The 19,903-nt window shown below is 71.9% G+C and carries 20 protein-coding genes and 1 pseudogene; 14 read left to right on the top strand and 7 right to left on the bottom strand.

The genetic code is table 11. The features are described from left to right. Positions 1–46: 46 nt before the first annotated feature. The 6 genes and pseudogenes from pstB to KIK06_RS20010 form a co-directional block, all read right to left on the bottom strand. The gene (gene pstB / locus KIK06_RS20035) at positions 47–826 is read right to left on the bottom strand and encodes a phosphate ABC transporter ATP-binding protein PstB (RefSeq protein ID WP_017600599.1); all 780 of its coding nucleotides are present in this window, start codon (positions 824–826) and stop codon (positions 47–49) included. 55 nt (positions 827–881) lie between these two features. Beyond that, on the bottom strand, positions 882–1,964 hold the full coding sequence (gene pstA / locus KIK06_RS20030; RefSeq protein WP_268644670.1) for a phosphate ABC transporter permease PstA: 1,083 nt from the start codon (positions 1,962–1,964) through the stop codon (positions 882–884). Continuing rightward, the gene (gene pstC, locus KIK06_RS20025) at positions 1,964–2,926 is read right to left on the bottom strand and encodes a phosphate ABC transporter permease subunit PstC (protein ID WP_017600601.1); all 963 of its coding nucleotides are present in this window, start codon (positions 2,924–2,926) and stop codon (positions 1,964–1,966) included. Before pstC ends, pstA begins: the two co-directional genes overlap by 1 nt. A gap of 325 nt (positions 2,927–3,251) precedes the next feature. Continuing rightward, positions 3,252–4,253 (bottom strand): annotated as a pseudogene (gene mshD, locus KIK06_RS20020) (mycothiol synthase); the annotation flags it as partial. A 55-nt stretch (positions 4,254–4,308) separates the two neighbouring features. Continuing rightward, a complete protein-coding gene (locus KIK06_RS20015) occupies positions 4,309–5,442 on the bottom strand; it encodes a hypothetical protein (RefSeq protein ID WP_268644669.1) in 1,134 nt (377 codons plus the stop codon). 347 nt (positions 5,443–5,789) lie between these two features. Next, positions 5,790–6,557 (bottom strand): winged helix-turn-helix transcriptional regulator, encoded by a 768-nt coding sequence (locus KIK06_RS20010; protein WP_017600603.1) that lies wholly within the window; start codon positions 6,555–6,557, stop codon positions 5,790–5,792. 110 nt (positions 6,558–6,667) lie between these two features. Here KIK06_RS20010 and KIK06_RS20005 point away from each other — a divergent pair, with 110 nt between their 5' ends. The 9 genes from KIK06_RS20005 (at position 6,668) to KIK06_RS19965 (ending at position 15,575) form a co-directional block, all read left to right on the top strand. Beyond that, a complete protein-coding gene (locus tag KIK06_RS20005) occupies positions 6,668–6,925 on the top strand; it encodes a MoaD/ThiS family protein (RefSeq protein ID WP_017600604.1) in 258 nt (85 codons plus the stop codon). A 34-nt stretch (positions 6,926–6,959) separates the two neighbouring features. After that, positions 6,960–7,226 (top strand): glutaredoxin family protein, encoded by a 267-nt coding sequence (locus KIK06_RS20000; RefSeq protein WP_017600605.1) that lies wholly within the window; start codon positions 6,960–6,962, stop codon positions 7,224–7,226. Positions 7,227–7,676: 450 nt separating this feature from the next. Further along, positions 7,677–8,372 (top strand): redox-sensing transcriptional repressor Rex, encoded by a 696-nt coding sequence (locus KIK06_RS19995; protein WP_268644668.1) that lies wholly within the window; start codon positions 7,677–7,679, stop codon positions 8,370–8,372. Between the two features lie 151 nt (positions 8,373–8,523). After that, positions 8,524–10,083: a glutamyl-tRNA reductase gene (locus tag KIK06_RS19990; protein ID WP_268644667.1), complete on the top strand. Its 1,560-nt coding sequence runs from the start codon at positions 8,524–8,526 to the stop codon at positions 10,081–10,083. Further along, on the top strand, positions 10,080–11,039 hold the full coding sequence (hemC, locus tag KIK06_RS19985; RefSeq protein WP_268644666.1) for a hydroxymethylbilane synthase: 960 nt from the start codon (positions 10,080–10,082) through the stop codon (positions 11,037–11,039). Before KIK06_RS19990 ends, hemC begins: the two co-directional genes overlap by 4 nt. A 103-nt stretch (positions 11,040–11,142) precedes the next feature. Continuing rightward, a complete protein-coding gene (locus KIK06_RS19980; protein WP_026127963.1) occupies positions 11,143–12,831 on the top strand; it encodes a uroporphyrinogen-III synthase in 1,689 nt (562 codons plus the stop codon). Positions 12,832–12,867: 36 nt separating this feature from the next. Next, positions 12,868–13,866, top strand: coding sequence for a porphobilinogen synthase (gene hemB, locus KIK06_RS19975; RefSeq protein WP_268644665.1), 999 nt, complete (start codon positions 12,868–12,870; stop codon positions 13,864–13,866). 94 nt (positions 13,867–13,960) lie between these two features. Next, positions 13,961–14,623 carry a bifunctional DNA primase/polymerase gene (locus tag KIK06_RS19970; protein ID WP_026127964.1) on the top strand — a complete coding sequence of 221 codons (663 nt, stop codon included), beginning with the start codon at positions 13,961–13,963 and terminating at the stop codon, positions 14,621–14,623. A gap of 166 nt (positions 14,624–14,789) precedes the next feature. Beyond that, a complete protein-coding gene (locus KIK06_RS19965) occupies positions 14,790–15,575 on the top strand; it encodes a hypothetical protein (RefSeq protein ID WP_268644664.1) in 786 nt (261 codons plus the stop codon). Positions 15,576–15,648: 73 nt separating this feature from the next. Here KIK06_RS19965 and rraA read toward each other — a convergent pair whose 3' ends face one another. After that, on the bottom strand, positions 15,649–16,131 hold the full coding sequence (gene rraA, locus KIK06_RS19960) for a ribonuclease E activity regulator RraA (protein ID WP_268644663.1): 483 nt from the start codon (positions 16,129–16,131) through the stop codon (positions 15,649–15,651). A 253-nt stretch (positions 16,132–16,384) separates the two neighbouring features. Between rraA and KIK06_RS19955 the strand changes: the two genes are divergently transcribed. The 5 genes from KIK06_RS19955 (at position 16,385) to KIK06_RS19935 (ending at position 19,847) form a co-directional block, all read left to right on the top strand. After that, positions 16,385–17,047 carry a phosphatase PAP2 family protein gene (locus tag KIK06_RS19955; protein ID WP_017600613.1) on the top strand — a complete coding sequence of 221 codons (663 nt, stop codon included), beginning with the start codon at positions 16,385–16,387 and terminating at the stop codon, positions 17,045–17,047. Between the two features lie 139 nt (positions 17,048–17,186). After that, positions 17,187–17,540 (top strand): hypothetical protein, encoded by a 354-nt coding sequence (locus KIK06_RS19950; RefSeq protein WP_268644662.1) that lies wholly within the window; start codon positions 17,187–17,189, stop codon positions 17,538–17,540. A 12-nt stretch (positions 17,541–17,552) separates the two neighbouring features. Then, on the top strand, positions 17,553–18,848 hold the full coding sequence (gene hemL / locus KIK06_RS19945) for a glutamate-1-semialdehyde 2,1-aminomutase (RefSeq protein ID WP_268644661.1): 1,296 nt from the start codon (positions 17,553–17,555) through the stop codon (positions 18,846–18,848). Between the two features lie 41 nt (positions 18,849–18,889). Beyond that, a complete protein-coding gene (locus KIK06_RS19940; protein WP_017600616.1) occupies positions 18,890–19,525 on the top strand; it encodes a histidine phosphatase family protein in 636 nt (211 codons plus the stop codon). Positions 19,526–19,748: 223 nt separating this feature from the next. Beyond that, complete coding sequence (locus KIK06_RS19935) at positions 19,749–19,847, top strand: 30S ribosomal protein bS22 (RefSeq protein ID WP_013155353.1); 99 nt, start codon at positions 19,749–19,751, stop codon at positions 19,845–19,847. Positions 19,848–19,903: the final 56 nt, after the last annotated feature.

Raw genomic sequence — 19,903 nt, 5'->3', positions numbered from 1 at the left:
CCCCTGGTCGATCACCGCTCCCGCCGGGGAGACGTGGGAGTTCCGGTTACCCGAACCGGCCGGTGATGTAGTTCTCCGTCTCCTTCTTCTCCGGCCGGGTGAACATCTGGTTGGTCTCGCCCATCTCGATGAGCTTGCCGGGCTTGCCCGGACCGGACAGGTTGAAGAACGCGGTCCGGTCGGACACGCGCGCCGCCTGCTGCATGTTGTGGGTGACGATCACGATCGTGTAGTCCTCCTTCAACTGGTGAATGAGGTCCTCGATCGCCAGCGTCGAGATCGGGTCCAGCGCGGAGCAGGGCTCGTCCATGAGCAGGACGGACGGCTTGACCGCCGTGGCGCGCGCGATGCACAGGCGCTGCTGCTGGCCGCCGGAGAGGCCCGAACCGGGCTTGTTCAGCCGGTCCTTGACCTCCTCCCACAGGTTGGCGCCGCGCAGCGACTCCTCCACCAGGTCGTCCGCCTCGGAGCGGCTCATCCGCCTGTTGTTCAGCCTGGCGCCCGCGATGACGTTGTCGTAGATCGACATCGTCGGGAACGGGTTGGCCTTCTGGAAGACCATGCCGACCTCGCTGCGGACCAGTACGGGGTCCACGTCGGGGCCGTAGATGTCCATGTCGTCCAGGAGCACCTTGCCCCGCGCGTACGCGCCCGGAGTCACCTCATGCATGCGGTTGAGGGTGCGCAGGAAGGTGGACTTGCCGCAGCCGGACGACCCGATGAACGCCGTCACCGACCGCGGCTCGATGGTCATGGACACGTCCTCCACGGCGAGGAAGTCGCCGTAGTAGACGTGGAGTCCGGAGACGTCGATTCGTTTGGCCACTGGATGTTCCTCGTGAGTGAGCTCGACGCGCGGTGCGCGGGGCGGTTGGTATGGGTCAGCGGGCGGACTTCGGCGCGAACGCGCGTCCGATCATCCGGGCCAGGAAGAACAGCAGCATCACCGTGAGGATCAGCGTCAGCGCCGCGGCCCAGGCCCGCTCGTAGTTGACGGCACCGCCCATGCGGACCTGTGAGTAGATGAAGACCGGGAGGCTCATCATCTGGCCGTCGAACAGGTTCCAGTTGATCGACACCGCCGAGGAGCCCGCCGTGAGGATCAGCGGCGCCGTCTCACCGATAACGCGCGCGATGGCGAGCATGATCCCGGTGGTCAGTCCGGCGGCCGAGGTGGGCAGGACCACCTTGGTGATCGTCCGCCACTTGGGCACGCCCAGCGCGTAGGAGGCCTCGCGCAGGTCACGCGGGACCAGGCGGAGCATCTCCTCACTGGAGCGGACCACGACGGGGATCATCAGCACGGAGAGGGAGATGGCGCCCGCGGCTCCGTTGGTGTGTCCGGGGCCGAACAGCACCATCCACAGGGCGACGACGAACAGGCCGGCGACGATCGACGGGATGCCCGTCATGACGTCCACGAAGAAGGTGATGAGGCGCTTGATCCGGCCCTCGGCGTACTCCACCAGGTACACGGCGGTCATGACGCCGATCGGCACGGAGATGAGCGTGGCCATCCCGGTGATCGCCAGCGTGCCGACGATCGCGTGGTAGACGCCGCCCGCGTCCATGCTCGGCAGGACGCCGTTCATCGACACCGACAGGAAGTACCCGTCGAACCGGCCGAAGCCGTTCTGGAGCACGGTCCACAGGACCGACACCAGGGGCGCCAGCGCGAGCAGGAAGCACCCGTACACCAGCGACGTGACGAACCGGTCCACGGCCTTGCGGCCGCCCTCGACGCGCGCGGAGGCGGTCACGGTGATCACCACGTAGGACACCGCGGTCAGCAGCGCCCACGGCATGACACCGAACGAGGAGAAGGCCAGGAGGAACCCGGACACCACGGCGGCGCAGGACGCGAGCAGGGCGGCGGGGAAGTAGCGGGGCAGGGACGCGTGCCGGAGAGAGGCCTCGGCCGACCCGGCCTCGGGTCCGGGGGGCTGCGTGGTCGTCGTGCTCATCAGGCCTCCTTGCTGCCCCGCGCCACGATGTAGCGGGCGCCCATGTTGACGGCGAGGGTGATCGCGAACAGGACCAGACCGGCGGCGATCAGCGCGGACACGCCGTACCCGGTGGCCTCCGGGTACTGGAGCGCGATGTGCGCGGCGATGGTCTGGTTGCCGCTCTGGAGCAGGTCGAAGGAGATCGCGAGCGACGGCGACAGGATCATCGCCACGGCCATGGTCTCGCCCAGGGCGCGGCCCAGACCGAGCATCGCGCCGCCGACGACACCGGAGCGGCCGAAGGGCAGCACGGCCAGCCGGATCATCTCCCAGCGGGTGGCGCCCATGGCGAGCGCGGCCTCGCGGTGGCCCTGCGGAACCTGCTTGAACACGTCGCGCGACATCGCGGTGATGATCGGCAGGATCATGACCGCCAGCACGACGGAGGCGGTGAGGATCGTCCGGCCGGAGGTGGAGGCGGGGCCGGAGAACAGCGGGATCCAGCCCAGGTACTCCGTCAGGCCGCGGAAGACCGGGACGAGTTGCGGCGCGAGGAACCCGATCCCCCACAGGCCGTAGACGACGCTGGGGATGGCGGCGAGCAGGTCGACCAGGTAGCCGAGCACGGAGGCGACCCTGCGGGGCGCGTAGTAGACGATGAACAGCGCGATCCCGACGGCCACGGGGGTGGCCAGCAGCAGCGCGATGGCGGCCGCGAGGACGGTGCCGAACGCCAGAGCCGCGACGCCGAACGCGGGGTTCTCCCGGACGTTGGCGTCCCACTCCTGGGTGGTGAGGAAGCCCGTCGTGTTGGCGGCGAGCGAGGGCCAGGCCTGGATGATCAGGAAGGCGGCGACCCCGGCGAGGATCAGCAGAATGAGGAGGCCCGAGCCTCGGGCGAGCCCGGCGAAGACGGCGTCGCCGATCCGGCGCTTTCCCGTGGGCGGCGGTGCCGCCTGGGGCGCGTCCGTGGTCGTCATGGATTGGCTCCGGTTCGGAAAGGGTTCAGGGCTGGTCACCTGGGCCGTGCCGGATCGGCGCGCGTGGGTCGCGCGGCGGCTCCGGGTGCCGTGGATCCGGGTCGGGTGGCTGCGATCCTTCGATTCAGTCCGCCACGACTCAGAGGTAGCCGGTCGGTGACCGTGTTGTCACGGTCACCACGCGCGGTTTGGCCCTTCCGCGCCGAGTGTGAAGGTAGGCGCGGCAGGTGACCAGTTATCCCAGAGAAGGTGAACGGGAGATGAACGACATGTCGCACTCCCGTGGCCTCAAGGGGTTCAGGTGGTGAATGTGATGTGTCGCACCTCAGGAGGACCCGGGCTCGACGGCCTCCGACGGCGGCGCGTACATCACGTCCGTGTCCCACACCTCGAACCCGAGGGAGGCGTAGAGCCGCACGGCGGCCTCGTTGTCGCCGTCCACGTACAGGTGCACCCACGGCAGCCCGGCGTCGCGCAGGTGGTGCAGACCGGTCAGGGTGAGTGTGCGGCCCAGCCCCGTCCCCTGCCAGTCGGGGTCCACGCCCACGACGTAGACCTCACCGACCGGTTCGCCGTCGGTGAGCCCGGCTCCGTCGGCGTGCGTCTTGGTCCAGTGGAACGCGGCGACCGAACCGTCGGCGGCGGTCGCGAGGAAGAAGCCGTGGGGGTCGAACCAGTCCTCGACCTCGCGCTGGAGCAGGTCGTCGAGGGTGAGCTGGCCCTGCTCGGGGTGGTCGGCGAAGGCGCGGGCGTTGGCGCGCAGCCACGCCTCCTCGTCCTGGCCGACGACGAAGGCGCCCACCCGGACCCGGTCGGCGACCTCGGGCCTGAGTTCGGCCTCGGGCAGTTCGGGCGCGGTGCGGGGTCCGCCCGGCACGTCGGCGGGAAGGTCACGCAGCGGCATGCGCATCTTGTGCAGTTCGCGGACGGCGCGCCAACCGTCCCCCTCGGCCACCGACACCGCCTGCGGGGTGCGGCCGTGCGCCCAGACGCGCACCCCGTCGGGTCCGGCGTCGTCGCGGACCGAGCGCAGGAGGGCGGTGCCGTGTCCACGGCCGCGGTGGGCCGGGTCGACCACGAGTTCGCCGGAGTCGGGTTCGCCCTCGACGCGCTCGACGAACGCGAAGCCCACGACCCGGTCGTCCTGGGTGACCACGTGGAACCGGCTGCTGCCCGCGGGAGCGCCGTGCCGGACGCGGAGGATGGTGTGTTCCGACAGGGGGGCGACGCCGTCCTCGCGGCGGGCGGCCTCGGCGAGGGCCAGGATCTGGTCGGCCAGGTCCGTGTCGAGGTCGTCGGTGACGTGCGGGGTGCTCATGGTCGAAAGCCTACGACGGTTCGTTCACGGGGCCGAGCCGGGCGTGGCGGAACGGTGGAACGGGTCAGGGACGGCGGCGCTTGCCCTGGTAGCGGGCTCCGGTCCGGACACGGCGCGCGGGCGCCAGGGGTGTGGCGAGCAGCAGGGCCAGGAGGACGGCGGCCAGCAGGATCGACGGCGCCATCGACGGACGCAGGTCGGAGTGGTCGGCGGCCACCTCGGTCTCGTCCATGTCGTCCTCGGACGGGGTGACCATCGGCAGGTCGGCGAGGTCCTCGCCGCCGGGGGAGAGGTCGGGCAGGTCGGCCGCACCGCTGGGGATGGTCGGAACGTCGCCGCCGGTGGTCGGCGGTGAGCTCACTCCGGGGCGGGGGGTCCGCGGCGAGGACGTGTCCCGCGGGGTGGGGGTGGAGTCCGACCGGCCGTCGCCGCCGGAACCGCCGTCCGAGTCCTCCCGCCCGTCGTCGGTGGACGTGGGAGAAGGGTCGGGCGACGGGGACCCGGTGGGATTCGGCGTGGGGCTGGGGCTCGGCGTGGGGCTCGGGCTCGGGGAGGGACTCGGTGTCGCGCTGGGGCTCGGCGTGGGGCTGGGGCTCGGGCTCGGCGTGGGAGAGGGAGAGGGGGTGGGGGACTCGGTCGGATCGGGGCTGGGCGACGGGGGTTCGGTGGGGTCCGGGCTCGGGGAGGGGCTCGGTGTGGGGCGGGGGTCGATCACGGTGATCGACCACGCGCCGGTGACGGCGCTGGTCGGAGTGCCGGGTTCGGCGCACCCGTCCTGCTCGTCGGGGAGGCCGTAGGTGAGGGTGGCGACGACGTCGACCGACTCCCGGGGAGCGCCGTTGACCTGTCCCGCCGGAAGGGGTTCGCCCGGGGCCAGTCGTCGCGGTTCGAACCCGTCGACGCGGAACCCGGGGGTGTCGACGGACAGACCGATCAGGCAGACGGCGAGGTCACCCGTGTTGGTGGCGGTCACGGTGTTGGCCGGCACCGCCGATCCGAGGTCCACCTCACTGGCGGAGTGCCGGAACACGACGGTGACCGAGGGCGTGCCGGTGCCGGGCTCCGGGGAGGGGGAGGGGTCGGCGTAGGCCGGAGCCATCACGGCGACGAGGCTGGACCCCACGAAGGCGGCGCCGAGCGCGACGCTCAGGTGCCGGGGGTGCGCGGTGAGCGGGAATCTCGCGGTGGGGGTGGGCATCGGTGCGATTCACTCCTACGTGGCGCGCCGGAACGGTGGGACGCACCCGGCCCGGGGAGTGGCACCGCGCCAGCCCTCACCCGACTCGGGTTACCCCACGAATCCTAGGCCGTGCGAGCCCGGAAGACGAGTGTCATGAGCACCCGAATTCACACTGGTGGTGACGGTGAGTGACGGTTCCCGCTCCGGCTCTCGGCTTCGGTTCCCCGCTTCGGCGCCCTTCACCGCCCTCGACCGTTCCAGGACACGGGTTCTCGGGCGCACGGGACCGGCGACCGGGACCCCTTCGATCCCGGCCATGCCGACCGTGCTCCCCGCGCGTCCTCCCCCGCCTTCCGGCGGCCGCCCTACGTCCCGCTGTTCTCCGGGGTCCGGGCGGCGGGCAGCGACTCCGCGGCCTCGCCCTGCCCGGACGTGGCCTTGGCGACCGGGTCCGGAACGAAGCGGTAACCCACGTTGCGCACGGTGCCGATGAGCGACTCGTACTCCGAGCCGAGCTTGGCGCGCAGGCGCCGGACGTGGACGTCGATGGTGCGGGTGCCGCCGAAGTAGTCGTAGCCCCACACCTCCTGGAGCAGCTGCGCCCGCGTGAACACGCGGCCGGGGTGCTGGGCCAGGAACTTGAGGAGTTCGAACTCCTTGAAGGTCAGGTCCAGGATGCGGCCCCGCAGACGGGCGATGTAGGTCGCCTCGTCGATCACCAGGTCACCGCGGCGGATCTCATCCGGGTCGTCGGCGCCGGTGTCGGACGCCCCCACGGCCAGGCGGAGCCGCGCTTCGACCTCGGCGGGCCCGGCGGTGGTCAGGATGAAGTCGTTGACCTGCCAGTCCGGGGTCAGCGCCGCGACGCCGCCCTCGGTCAGGACGACCAGCAGCGGGCAGTCCAGCCCCGTGGTGTCGAGCAGACGGCAGAAGTTCCGGGCGGCTGCCAGGTCGGTTCGCGCATCGACCAGAATGGCGTCGACGGGAGCACTGGAGCTTCCGTTGCCACCGGAGGCCAGGAGCGCGCCGGCCTCCGCGGGCGCCACCCGCACCGAGTGCAGGAGGAGTCCGAGAGCGGGCAGCACGTGGTCGGACGGTTCGTTCGAGTTCGTCAGTAGCAGCAGATGGCTCATGCGTCTCTTCTCGTCAAACCCGCGTGATGCGGACGATCGAAGGCGCCTTTGCCCCCGGTGAAGATTTGTCGAATACGTCGCCTCCGAGCAACACCAAGGATAATCAACAGATGGCGAAGTGCACTATCAGGTACTGGGCCGCGGCCAAGGAAGCGGCCGGAACGGCCGAGGAACACGTCGAGGCGGGGACCCTCGGAGAGGCCCTGGAGGCGGCGTGTCGGCTGCACCCGGACGACCGCTTCCAGCGTGTTCTCGGGGCTTCGTCGCTCCTGGTCGACGAACGGCCGGTCGGTCGGCGGGCGCACGGCGAGGTCACCGTCACGGACGGCACTGTGATCGAGGTCCTACCGCCGTTCGCGGGCGGGTGAGGTCGTCGAAAACGGTTCGGAACACGGAGGAGACATGGACGAAACACCAGAATGGGCGCGGCGTGCGCGCGTCGTCGTTCTCGGCAAGCCGGAATGCCACCTGTGCGAGGAGGCGTGGGCGATCGTCGAACGGGTCGCCGACGACCTCGGGGCGACCCGGGCCGAGGTACGGCTCGACGAGGTGAGCGGGGTCGAGCGCGAGGAGTACTGGGACAAGATCCCGGTGACCTTCGTCGACGGGCGCCGGCACGACTTCTGGCGGGTCTCGGAGGGGCGTCTGCGCTCCGCGCTGAGCGCGTGAGCCGTCGCAGAACCACTCCGCGGGGGAACGGACGCGACTTCTCGGGATAACGAGAACGGGACGCAACAAATCTTCCCATCGGATTCCCGTCGGATGTCCGGAATGGGGGTCTTGGCCATACCGGTTCGGAGGTCGGGGGAGGCCTTCCCCGAAGGGGGCGTGGAGGACGCGCACAACGCGGAATCCGCCTCCCCGTACCACCGTTCGCCGCCGTGACCTCGTGTGGGGGAATGCCGCGGAGTTCCCGCCCCTCGCCGCGGGGCCCGTGTCCGCCGCGGGTGGGAACTTATGGAACCCGCCTCACAGGGCACCCCACTTTGTGCGTGCTTTCACAAGCACGTAATCTGTGGACGACAGACCAGTCGGGGAAGGACGACGCACCGGCCCCCACGGCGCGCCGCTCACGGCCCGCACCCCGTCCGCACCACAGCCGCTCAGGAGCGCCCGCCTGTGACCAGTCGTCCACCTCGGCCCCGGGAGAGGGGAATCCCCGAAGCCACCGTCGCCCGACTGCCGGTCTACCTCCGCGCGCTCCAGGCACTCCAGGACCGCGGGATCCTCACCGTCTCCTCCGAGGCGCTCGCCACGGCCGCCGGTGTGAACTCCGCCAAACTCCGCAAGGACCTGTCCCACCTCGGGTCGTACGGGACGCGCGGCGTGGGGTACGAGGTCGAGTACCTCGTGTACCAGATATCGCGTGAGCTTGGTCTCACCCAGGACTGGTCCGTGGCCATCGTCGGCATCGGCAACCTGGGACGCGCACTGGCCAACTACGGGGGCTTCGGCTCACGCGGGTTCCGTATCGCGGCCCTGCTCGACGCCGACCCCGGGGTGGTCGGACAGAGCGTGGCGTCCATCCAGGTGCGGCATATTGACAGCCTGGAAGAGGTTGTGCGTTCCAAGGGTGTGTCCATCGGGGTCATCGCGACACCGGCGGCGTCCGCCCAAGGCGTGGCGAGCCGGTTCGTCGAGGCGGGGGTGACCAGCATCCTCAACTTCGCGCCCGTGGTGCTCAATGTGCCGGACGGTGTCGATGTGCGTAAGGTCGACTTGTCCATCGAACTCCAGATCCTGGCCTTCCACGCGCAGCGCAGGGCCGACGGCGACGGTCGCGAGGCGCGGGCGGCGGGACTGGAACTGACGTGAGACCGACACCAAGGCCGTGAGGCCCGCATCAGCGGCGGCGATGAGCGAGCGTGCGCCGCGTCTCGGGAGGGTCCGCACACATGAAGGTGACCCGTGCCCGAGTATGGAGAGAAGCTGTGTAGGCCCGCATAGGACGCATGGGAGAGAGCGGATGAGTGTCCTGGCCGTGGGGTTGAGCCACCGGAGTTCGCCGGTGGCGCTGCTCGAACGCGTCGCACTGAACGGCGAGACGCGGACCAAGGCGGTCGGCGACATGCTCGGCTCCGACTCCGTGAACGAGGTCATGGTGGTCTCCACCTGCAACCGCACGGAGGTCTACGCCGACGTCGCGACCTTCCACGGCGGGGTCGCGGCCATCACCGAACTCCTCTCCTGGCACACCGGCGTCCCGCTGGGCGAACTCTCCGAGCACTTGTACGTGCACTACGAGGACCGTGCCGTCCAGCACCTCTTCTCCGTCACCTGCGGCCTGGACTCCATGGTCGTCGGCGAGGGCCAGATCCTCGGCCAGGTCCGCGACGCCCTCAAGGAGGGCCAGGAGCACGCCACCGTCGGCCGGGTGCTCAACGACCTCGGCCAGCGCGCCCTGCGCGTGGGCAAGCGCGCCCACACCGAGACCCACCTCGACCACGCCGGAGCCGACATGGTCAGCTTCGGACTCGGCGAGGCCCTGCGCCCCCTCGGCGCGACCGTCACCCCGGAGCCCTCCGGGGTCACCGTCGAGAGCACCACCCCCGCCGAGGGAGCCGCCGCCCCGCCGGGCTGCCCCATGTCCGGCGCCACCGCCGCCCCCGCGGGTTCCGGTACCGCCTTCGCGGTGTCCGCCGACTCCGACGTCCCCGCCGCCTCCGACGCCGAGGTCGCCCGGCCCGCCCCCGCGTCGCTGGCCGGTGTCCGCGTCCTGGTCCTCGGCGCGGGATCCATGAGCGCTCTGTCCGCCAACACCGTCGCCCGCCAGGGGGCCGGCCGTGTGGTGGTCGCCAACCGCACCCACGAGCGCGCCGCCCGCCTCGCCGAGTGCCTCACCGAGGCCTACGACGCCGTCGACGCCGTCGCGGTGCCCTTCGAGGAGGCCGCGACCGCCCTCGCCGACGTCGACCTGGTCATCTCCTGCACCGGCGCCCAGGGGGTCGTGCTCGCCGCCGACACCGTCGCCCCGGCCGCCGAGGGGCGCGACAGACCCCTGGTCTTCCTCGACCTCGCCCTGCCCCGCGACATCGACCCCGCCGTGCGGGACCTGCCCGGAACGCACCTGGTCGACATCGAGGACCTGCGTCAGGCAGCCGCCGGCGGCGCCGGAGGCGGCACCGACCGCTCCGGTTCCCTCACCCTCGTCCGGGGGATCGTGGAGGAGGAGGTCGCCGAGTTCGGCGCCGTCCGCCGCGCCAACCAGGTGACCCCGACCGTGGTCGCCCTGCGTGCCCAGGCGCAGGACGTCGTCGAGGCGGAGCTGACCCGCCTGCACGGCCGCCTGCCCGACGACCTCGGCCCCAAGGCGCGCGAGGAGATCACCCGGGCCATGCGCCGGGTCGCCGACAAGCTCCTGCACCGGCCCACCGTGCGGGTCAAGGAGCTGGCCAAGGCGCCGGACGGAGAGTCCTACGAGGTGGCCCTCCGGGAACTGTTCGACCTCGACCCCCAGGCCCCGGGGGCGCTCGCCGCCCCCACGGGCCCGACCCACGCGGAGCGCTCCGCCCAGGAGAAGGCATGACCGGTACCACCGCCAAGCTCGGCACCCGCCGCAGCACCATGGCGACCACCCAGTCCCAGATGGTCGCGGACGCGATCACCGAGCGCACCGGGCAGGCGATCGAGCTGGTGCTCATCACCAGCTTCGGCGACGTCACCAAGGCTCAGCTGACCCAGCTCGGCGGCACCGGCGTGTTCGTCAACGCCCTGCGCGACGAGCTGGAGGCCGGGACGATCGACTTCGCCGTCCACTCGCTCAAGGACCTGCCCACCGCGCCCGCCGACGGTCTCACGCTCGTGGCCATCCCCGAGCGCGACGACCCGCGCGACGCGCTGTGCGCCCGCGACGGCCTCAAGTTCGCCGACCTGCCGGCGGGCGCGCGCGTGGGCACGGGCTCGCCACGCCGCGCCGCCCAGCTCGCCGCGCTCCGCCCCGACCTCACCTTCGTGCCGATCCGCGGCAACGCCGAGACCCGCCTGGGCAAGATCACCGCCGGCGAGGTCGACGCGGTGGTCCTGGCCTACGCCGGACTGGGCCGCGTCGGCCGCCTCGACGACGTCACCGAGGTCTTCGAACCCGAACAGGTCCTGCCCGCGCCCGGTCAGGGCGCCCTCGCCGTCGAGTGCTCCACCGAACGCGCCGCGGGAGACCTCGCCCACCTCGCCGCCGTCGACCACGCGCCCACCCGCGCCGAGGTCGTCGCGGAGCGGACCGTGTTGGCCGAGCTGGAGGCCGGGTGCGCCGCGCCGGTCGGCGCCTACGCCCAGTACGGGAACGGCCGGCTCCGGCTGCGCGCCGCGGTGGTCGCCACCGACGGGACCGAGGCCGTGCGCCGGGAGCGCGTGATCGGCCTCGACTCGCCCGAGGACGTGGCGGCCGCCGCGGACCTCGGCCGGGACCTGGCACGGGAGATGATCGTCGAGGGCGCCGACGGCATCGTCGCCGCGGCCTTCACCGAGAGGGACGAGACACAGTAGGAGCCAGTCGGCGGGCCGCCCGCACGCACGGTCCCGCCGCGCCGCCACCACCCGGAACCCCGTGCCTCCGGGAGCAGGCGACCCACACACGAGGAGCCAGTACGTGAACGCCAACGCCAACCCCCAGCCTGAGGAATCGCGCGCCGCAACGCGGTCCGGACACGTGGCGCTGGTCGGTTCCGGCCCCGGCAGCGCCGACCTGCTGACGCTGCGCGGCGCCGACATGCTCCGCCGCGCCGATGTGGTCATCACCCTCAACGAACCGGCCCGGGAGGAGCTCGCCGGTTTCCGTGAGGGGCTGCTCACGCACTGCTCCGACGACGTGTCCGTGATCCAGGCCGACGAGTGCGGCGGCGACGTCAACGCCCTCGCCGTCACGCGCGCCCGCGAGGGCCAGCGCGTGGTGCGCCTGTACTCCGGTGACCCGTTCTTCGGGTGCCGGGGCGGTGAACTGGTCGCCGCCTGCCACCAGGCCGGGATCGACGTCGACGTGGTCCCCGGGATCTCCGCGGTGACCTCCGTGCCGACCTTCGCGGGCATTCCCCTGCTGGGCGATGGCAACCCCGAGGTTCGGGTGCTCAACGCACGCGACCACGGCGGCGCGGAGGTCGACTGGCACGAAGCGGCGGCGAGCGAAGCCACACTGGTCATCCTGGGCGCCGACGCGCCCCCCGGGGAGGCCGCCGCGCACCAGGGGCCCGGGATCGACGTGCTGTGCAAGACCCTCATCGCGGGCGGGCGCCCGCCGACGACGCCCGTGGCGGTCGTGCGCGCGGGCGGCACGACCCGGCAGACCACGGTCACCTCGACGCTCAACCGGCTCGTCGCCGAGCTCAAGGCCAAGGACGCCAAGGGCCACCACCTCACGGCCCCCGCACTGATGGTCGTCGGGACGCCGGTGGGTCGCCAGGGCAAGCTGTCGTGGTACGAGACCCAGTCGCTGTTCGGCTGGCGCGTGCTCGTGCCGCGTACCAAGGAGCAGGCCGCCGCCCTGTCCGAGCAGCTGCGCGGCCACGGCGCCGTGCCCGAGGAGGTCCCCACGATCTCCGTGGAGCCGCCGCGCACGCCGCAGCAGATGGAGCGCGCCGTCCGGGGCCTGGTCACCGGCCGCTACCAGTGGGTGGCGTTCACCTCGGTCAACGCGGTGAAGGCGATCCGCGAGCGGTTGGAGTCCTACGGGCTCGACGCGCGCGCCTTCGCCGGGGTGAAGGTCGCCGCGGTGGGCGACAGCACGGCACGGGCGGTGCGCGACTTCGGAATCCAGCCCGACCTGCTGCCGCCCGACGACGTGCAGTCCAGCGCCGGACTCGTGTCGGTGTGGCCGCCCTACGACGCCGAGATCGACCCCATCGAGCGGGTCCTGCTGCCGCGCGCCGACATCGCCACCGAGACCCTGTCGGCGGGGCTCGGCGACCTCGGGTGGGAGGTCGACGACGTCACGGCCTACCGCACCGTGCGCGCCGCCCCGCCGCCCGCGCCGATCCGCGAGGCGATCAAGGGCGGCGGGTTCGACGCCGTGCTGTTCACGTCCTCCTCCACCGTGCGCAACCTCGTGGGTATCGCGGGCAAGCCGCACAACACGACCGCCATCGCCGTCATCGGCCCGGAGACGGAGAAGACCGCGATCGAGTTCGGTCTGCGCGTCGACGTCGTCGCGGCCAAACCCTCCGTTTCGGCCCTCGTGGAGGCGCTTTCGGAGTACGGTGCCGCCAAGCGGCGTGAGGCGATCGAGGCGGGCAAGCCCGTTCTGAAGCCGAGCCAGAAGCGCCGCGGCCGCCGCCGCAAGCTCTGAGCCGCCCACATCCGCCGACCACCTGGGAGTCCCCACATGCCCCTCTTCGGCCACGACGCCGCGTTCCCCGAGGCCCGGCCGCGTCGACTGCGCCGGGGCGCCGCGCTGCGCCGCCTCGTCGCGCAGACCCGCGTGCTCCCGGAGAACCTCGTCCTGCCGATGTTCGTCAAGGAGGGGCTGACCGATCCGGCGCCGATCTCCTCGATGCCGGGCCAGGTGCAGCACACGCGCGACAGCCTGCGCGAGGCCGCCGTCGCCGCGGCCGAGGCGGGTGTCGGCGGGCTCATGCTGTTCGGCATCCCCGAGGAGAAGGACGAACGGGGTTCGGCCGCCGACGACCCGGACGGGATCGTGCAGGCGGCCCTGCGGGACCTGGCCTCCGAGGTCGGCGACGACATCGTGGTCATGGCGGACCTGTGCCTGTGCGAGTACACCTCGCACGGCCACTGCGGCCCGCTGATGACCGACGGCCAGGTGGACAACGACCTCACCCTGGAGCGGTACGCGTCCATCGCGGCGGCCCAGGCCGAGGCGGGCGCCGCAGTGGTGGCGCCCAGCGGGATGATGGACGGTCAGGTCGCGGCGATCCGAGCCGGTCTCGACGGCGCCGGGCACACGGGGGTGCCGATCCTCGCCTACGCGGCCAAGTACGCGTCCGCCTTCTACGGGCCGTTCCGGGAGGCCGCGGAGGGCGCGCCCCAGTTCGGTGACCGCTCCGGTTACCAGCAGGACCCGGCCAACGCGCGCGAGGCGCTGCGCGAGGTCACCCTGGACATCGCCGAGGGCGCCGACATGGTGATGGTCAAACCGGGACTGGCCTACCTCGACATCGTCGCCAAAGTCGCCGAGTCCTCACCGGTGCCCGTGTCGGCCTACCAGGTCAGCGGCGAATACGCGATGATCGAGGCGGCGGCGGAGCGCGGTTGGCTCGACCGGGAGCGGGTCATCGTCGAGACGCTCACCTCCTACCGCAGGGCGGGGGCCGAGCAGATCCTCACGTACTGGGCGACCGAGGCGGCGCGCTTGCTGCGGTGACGGACCGGGTCCTTTCGCCTCCGGTCGCGGCCGCCGGGCGTCGGGCCACCAGCCATCGGCCGCGTCTGGACACGTACGACCACCGGGGGGCTCCATGACAGGTGTGCTGTATCGACGCAAACGGCGGCACACGACCGAGAACATGATGGAGTCCGCGCTCCGCTACGCACGGCTGGGCTGGCCGGTCGTGCGCGGGGCCGCGCCCGGTGCGGACCGGGCGTGCACGTGTGACCGGATGGGCTGCCCCGACCCCGCGGCGCATCCGGTCACCATGGCGTGGGGTGTGGAGGCGAGCACCGACACCGACACCATCCGCCGGTGGTGGACCGCCTCTCCCGAGGCGAACGTGATCCTGCCGACCGGTCGGGTCTTCGACGTGTTCGACGTCCCGCGCGAGGCCGGTGTGATGGCTCTGGCGCGGATGAGCCACGCGGGCGTCCCCGCGGGGCCGGTCGCGGCGGTGGAGTCCTCGCGGTACCTGTTCTTCGTGGCGACGCGCTCACCGGTCGACGAGGACGAGTGGTGGTCGTGCCATCTGGACTGCGTCCCCGAAACGGTGGAGGAGACCCCCGGCCTGCGGTGGCACTGCCGCGACAGTTTCGTCCTGGGCGCGCCGTCGGCGCTGCCCTCCGGTGGCCGGGTGACCTGGATCCGGGCACCCTACGACGAGGGCGGGTCCGTCCCGCTGCCGGACCCGATCGCGGTGCTCGACATCCTCGCGGACGCGAGCGAGGAGTTCGCCAGGGGCGGTCGCTGACCCGACCGGTGTTCCGAGGGAGGGCCGGTCCGGTGTCCGGAACCGGCCCGACGGGCCTGACACGGGCGGCGTCGCCGGGGAAAGCGGGTCATGGCGTAGGTTCGTCCGGGTGAACGGAAAGACCCCTTCCTCCCCTCCACCCGCCCCGCGCACCCCGTCCGCCCCGGTGCCCGATCCATTCCAGGCGTCCCCGCCGCCCCGGCCGGCCTTCGCGGCACCCCCTCCGCGCCGCGGGCGCGCGGCGCCGACGTGGCTCGTCGCCAGTGGCGCGGTCGTCGTGCTGCTGACCGCGGCCGGTGGCGGGTTCGCGCTCGGCGGCGTCCGGGCCGCGGCGGATCTGTCCGCCTCGGCGGAGGCGGCGCGAGAGAGCCGCGCGGGCGGGGCCCCGGCCGTCGTGGACGGCGCGGAGGAGGACGCCGAGGCCGAGGCGGCCGACGGCTTCGCCGAGCCCGGCGGCGTGTTCCCGGACGGCTCGACCGTGGACGTGGAGGGGGTCTCCTTCGGACTCCCCGCGGGATGGGCGCCGTTGGAGTCACTGCCCGAGGACATGTCGTTGCGGATGGACGGCTCCGAGACGGCGTACGCCCTGACGCGCGCCGACGGCACGATCGTCGCGTACGTGTCCGTGACCACGCTCTCCGTGACGGGGGCGGGCGGCCAGACCACCACCAGTGTCGACGCGGCGATCATGGTGCGTAGGGCCTACAGCCCGTTCGTCGAGGGCTCCGAGGACCGCGAGGACGGCGCCCACGAGGTGCCGGGGAGCCCCGACACCTCGCGCCTCGACATGCGCTTCACCACCGGCCTGGACCTCTCGATGCTGATCGTCGACACCGGAGCGCCCGCGTTCGCGGTCGTGTCCGTGGTGGTCGACGAGGGGAGCGCGCCCACCGAGGACGAGGTCACCACCGCCGACCTCGAAGCGATCCTCGCGTCGGTGTCCGTGCTCTGAGGGGGCGCCCCGCCATCGGTGACCGGGCGGCGCCCCGCCGCCCGTGTCGGGCGCCGCCACCCGCCCCGCGCGCCTACACGCGCTCAGCGTTGACGACGATCCCGTCCTCGTCGCTGTAGAGCCACTCGCCGGGCACGAAGGTGACGTCCCCGAAGGTGACCGGAACGTCCAGCCGACCGGCGGCGTCCTTGGCGGACTTGCGAGGGTTGGAGCCCAGGGCCTTCACACCCAGGTCGAGCCCGCCCAACGCGACGGTGTCGCGGACGGCGCCGTGGATCACCACCCCCGCCCAGCCGTTGGCCACGGCGGCTTCGGCGATCATGTCGCCCATCAGGGCCGAGCGCAGGGAGCCGCCGCCGTCCACGACCAGCACCGCGCCGTCGCCCGGGGTGTTGAGGACCTGCTTGACCAGGCCGTTGTCCTCGTGGCACGTGACAGTGCGGACGGGCCCGGAGAAACGGGCTCGGCCGCCGAACCGCCGGAACTGCGTGGAGCAGCTGCGCAGGGTGTCGCCGTGGTCGTCGATGAGGTCCGCGGTGGTGAAGTTCGTGGTCATGCCGACTCCAGTGGGTGGAGAAAGATGTACGCCACCAAAGCTACTCACTGGTAGGACGCCCTCTTCGGTTGGGATCGCCCGGCTCCTTCGTCGATGTCATGTCTCAGAGGGCGCGAATCGGTCGCGTTCGATGACAAGATAAGGGCCTTCCCTTCACCCTCCCGTGGGAATCCCGTCACCTGTTGGATGCTTTTCGGCTGTCCAGCTTTCCCCCGAGCGTGCGGTTCTTCCCCGATCGACCCCTTGGAGAGAGATGGTCTCGGAGATCCTCGCCATCAGCGCCGCGTGGTCGCGTGCCGTGGTCGGCGCGGTCGCGGAACTCGACCCCTGGACGCGGCACGCCTTCGACGTGGGCACCGAACTGTTCCTCGGAGCGTTCGCGCTGCTGTTCATCGCCTCGTGGTGGAGGGCGCGCTCCATCGACGCGCGCACGGTCGGCCTGGCGCTGTTCGCCCCCGTCGCCACGGTCATCGCCTACCTGGTCAGCCGCTCGCTCAAGGAGGTGGTCGAGCAGCAGCGCCCCTGCCAGGCGATGCCCGACCTACCCGCCGTCGCCACCTGCCCGCCCGCCGGTGACTGGTCCTTTCCGAGCAATCACGCCGCCATCGCGGGAGCCTGCGCCGCCGCCCTCGTCATCGCCTGGCGCCGTATCGCCGTCGTGGTCGCCGTCTTCGCGGCGGTCGAGGCCTTCTCCCGTGTCGTCGTCGGCGTCCACTACCCCCACGACGTGACCGTCGGCCTCCTCGTCGGCGCGCTCGTGGCCACCCTGGTCTCGCTCGCCCTGGCCCGCCCGCTGACCCTGCTCGTCGAACGGCTTGAACGGATCGACCCCCTGCGCCCGCTGCTGCGCGCCGAGGCGCGGGTTCTGCCTGACCACGAGGACCACACCCGCGACCGCACCCTCGCAGGCGTCTGAGCCCCGCGCCGCGCCGCGTGCCCGGATCCGGCCGCCGGATCCGGGCACGCGTGTTCGGGTCCGTGCGGCACGTTCAGGGGGTGCGGTTCTTCCGCGTAGGAAGGCGTGAGGCCATCCGATCGTGAGGGGAGGATCCGCCATGCCGCTGAGTTCGCGCGTGGGAAACCACGAGTCCATCCGCGAGGAGCGGCGACTCCTCCTCACCCCGGTCTACGACGACGCCCGTCCCGAGGAGGCCGACCGGGAGGCCACCGCCGTCGTGGGGATCTTCGGCGCCAACGCCTCAGACAGGTCGAACGTCCTGGACGCGCTCGACCTCATGCGTGACACCGTCCGCTGGTCCTTTCGCGCGAACGCGCCGGGCGGCTCCACCCCGACGGCGATCCCGCGACCCGCGTCCACGCGCTGGTCCGATCCCTCCTCCGCCCCTGAGCAGCGGCATCACCGGGTGCGATGCGGGGCGGGTCACGGTCACCGGACCGGACGCAGCTGACACACTGGTGACGTGGGTACTCAACAGACTTCCGCAGAGCTCTTCCAGCGAGCCACCGCCGTCGTCCCCGGTGGTGTGAACTCGCCCGTGCGCGCCTTCGGCGCCGTCGGCGGCACCCCGCCCTTCTTCGTCAAGGGCGAGGGTCCCTACCTCACCGACAGCGAGGGGCGCCAGTACGTCGACCTCGTGTGCTCCTGGGGTCCGCTCGTCCTCGGCCACGCGAACCCCTCCGTCGTGGCGGCCCTCCACTCCGCGGTCGACGCCGGGACCTCCTACGGCGCCCCCACCCCCGGAGAGGTCGAACTCGCCGAACTCATCGTCGATCGCACCCCGGTGGAGAAGGTCCGCCTGGTCAACTCCGGCACCGAGGCCACCATGTCCGCGATCCGACTCGCGCGCGGCTTCACCGGGCGCGGCAAGATCGTCAAGTTCGCGGGCAACTACCACGGTCACGTGGACGCCCTCCTGGCCGCGGCCGGATCGGGTCTGGCCACCTTCGCCCTTCCCGACTCCCCGGGAGTGACCGGCGCCAGTGCCGCCGACACCCTCGTGCTGCCCTACAACGACATCGACGCCGTCGAGCGGGCCTTCGCCGAGCACGGCGACGACATCGCCTGCGTCATCGCCGAGGCCTGCCCCGCCAACATGGGCGTCGTCCCGCCCAAGGCCGGGTTCAACGCCCGTCTCAGGGAGATCGCGCACGCCAACGGCGCCCTCCTGATCCTCGACGAGGTCCTCACCGGCTTCCGTGTCAGCTCGTCCGGCTGGTACGGCCTGGAGGGCGTCGCCCCCGACCTCATGACCTTCGGCAAGGTCATGGGCGGCGGCCTGCCCGCCGCCGCCTTCGGCGGCCGCGCCGACGTCATGGACCGCCTCGCGCCCGAGGGGCCCGTCTACCAGGCGGGCACCCTCTCCGGGAACCCGCTGGCCACCGCGGCCGGGATCGCCACGCTGCGCGGCGCCACCCCCGCGGTCTACGCCCACATCGACCGCGTCTCGGCCCAGGTCGAGTCCGAGGTCTCCAAGGCGCTCAGCGAGGCCGGCGTACCGCACCGGGTCCAGGGCGGCGGCAACCTCTTCACGGTGTTCTTCACCGACCAGGACGTCCACGACTTCGACACCGCGCGCACCACCGACACCGCGGCGTTCGCCGCCTTCTTCCACGCCATGCTCGACCAGGGCGTCTATCTGCCGCCCGCGGCCTTCGAGGCGTGGTTCTTCTCCTCCGCCCACGACGACGCCGCGATCGACCGCGTGGTCTCGGCGCTGCCCCGCGCGGCCCGTGCCGCCGCGGAGGCCCAGGGCTAGCCCGGCGCGCCCACGAGTTCAGTACGTAAAGGACGACCACGATGACGACGACCACCGTCGTGCACCTACTCCGCCACGGCGAGGTGTACAACCCCGACAGGATCCTGTACGGCAGACTGCCCGACTTCCATCTCAGCGACCGCGGCCAGCAGATGGCCGAACTGGCCGCCGAGTGGTTCGAGGGACACGACGTGGCCGCCCTGTTCTCCTCGCCCCTGGACCGCACACAGGAGACCGCGGTCCCCCTCCAGAAGCGGCTCGACCTGCCCGTCACCCTGGACGACCGGCTCATCGAGTCCGCCAACCGGTTCCAGGGCATGTCGCTGTCGGCCCGCTCGGTACGCGACCCCCGGGTGATCCGGCGCATGTACAACCCGTTCCGCCCGTCCTGGGGGGAGCCGTACACCCAGATCGTCGCCCGGATGGTCGAGGCCATCAAGGTCGCCCGCCAGGCCGCGTGGGGCCGGGAGGCGGTGTGCGTCAGCCACCAGCTGCCGATCTGGATGGCCCGCCGGGCCGCCGAGAACAAGCGCCTGTGGCACCGACCGGACAGGCGCGAGTGCAACCTGGCCAGCGTCACGTCGCTGACCTTCGCTGACCAGCGGTTGACCAGCGTCAGCTACGCAGAACCGGCCGCCGAGCTGTACACGGACGGTATGGCTCTTCCGGGGGCGTGACCCTGACCGCGTGCCCGTACCGGTAAGCTGGGGCTTCGGGTGCGGTGGGCGTACGCCTCAGACGGCGGCCTCACCGGGGTTCGCCCCGGCCGCACGGGGCCATCCCGCGCCCAGCACCGGTCGGTGCCCCGCGGGCACGGCGACCGCATCCGAGCTCCACGCCGGTAGGCACCGACCACTGGTGCGGCATGTCCGGCACTCTAGTCAGCGAGAAGGTGATCCCATGGGTTCCGTCATCAAGAAGCGTCGTAAGCGGATGGCGAAGAAGAAGCACCGCAAGCTGCTCAAGCGCACGCGTGTGGCGCGTCGCAACAAGAAGTAGGGCCGGTCGCGGCGAACGTCGTCTCTCCGCGGGCGTGGGCGGGCCCAGAGCGCGCC

This window comes from Nocardiopsis sp. EMB25 (assembly GCF_026797795.1).
Lineage (GTDB): Bacteria > Actinomycetota > Actinomycetes > Streptosporangiales > Streptosporangiaceae > Nocardiopsis > Nocardiopsis lucentensis.
The sequence above is the reverse complement of the archived record's forward strand: the minus strand, read 5'-3'. Positions and strand labels throughout refer to the sequence as shown.

Excerpts from the sequence above, each read along its gene's own strand:
- KIK06_RS20010 (WP_017600603.1), bottom strand. The coding sequence starts at position 6,557 with ATGAGCCATCTGCTGCTACTGACGAACTCGAACGAACCGTCCGACCAC.
- KIK06_RS19950 (WP_268644662.1), top strand. The coding sequence starts at position 17,187 with ATGCCGCTGAGTTCGCGCGTGGGAAACCACGAGTCCATCCGCGAGGAG.
- KIK06_RS19990 (WP_268644667.1), top strand. The coding sequence starts at position 8,524 with ATGAGTGTCCTGGCCGTGGGGTTGAGCCACCGGAGTTCGCCGGTGGCG.
- hemC (WP_268644666.1), top strand. The coding sequence starts at position 10,080 with ATGACCGGTACCACCGCCAAGCTCGGCACCCGCCGCAGCACCATGGCG.
- hemB (WP_268644665.1), top strand. The coding sequence starts at position 12,868 with ATGCCCCTCTTCGGCCACGACGCCGCGTTCCCCGAGGCCCGGCCGCGT.
- KIK06_RS19955 (WP_017600613.1), top strand. The coding sequence starts at position 16,385 with ATGGTCTCGGAGATCCTCGCCATCAGCGCCGCGTGGTCGCGTGCCGTG.
- pstA (WP_268644670.1), bottom strand. The coding sequence starts at position 1,964 with ATGAGCACGACGACCACGCAGCCCCCCGGACCCGAGGCCGGGTCGGCC.
- KIK06_RS20015 (WP_268644669.1), bottom strand. The coding sequence starts at position 5,442 with ATGCCCACCCCCACCGCGAGATTCCCGCTCACCGCGCACCCCCGGCAC.
- KIK06_RS19970 (WP_026127964.1), top strand. The coding sequence starts at position 13,961 with ATGACAGGTGTGCTGTATCGACGCAAACGGCGGCACACGACCGAGAAC.
- KIK06_RS19940 (WP_017600616.1), top strand. The coding sequence starts at position 18,890 with ATGACGACGACCACCGTCGTGCACCTACTCCGCCACGGCGAGGTGTAC.
- KIK06_RS19935 (WP_013155353.1), top strand. The coding sequence starts at position 19,749 with ATGGGTTCCGTCATCAAGAAGCGTCGTAAGCGGATGGCGAAGAAGAAG.
- pstC (WP_017600601.1), bottom strand. The coding sequence starts at position 2,926 with ATGACGACCACGGACGCGCCCCAGGCGGCACCGCCGCCCACGGGAAAG.
- KIK06_RS20000 (WP_017600605.1), top strand. The coding sequence starts at position 6,960 with ATGGACGAAACACCAGAATGGGCGCGGCGTGCGCGCGTCGTCGTTCTC.
- rraA (WP_268644663.1), bottom strand. The coding sequence starts at position 16,131 with ATGACCACGAACTTCACCACCGCGGACCTCATCGACGACCACGGCGAC.
- KIK06_RS20005 (WP_017600604.1), top strand. The coding sequence starts at position 6,668 with ATGGCGAAGTGCACTATCAGGTACTGGGCCGCGGCCAAGGAAGCGGCC.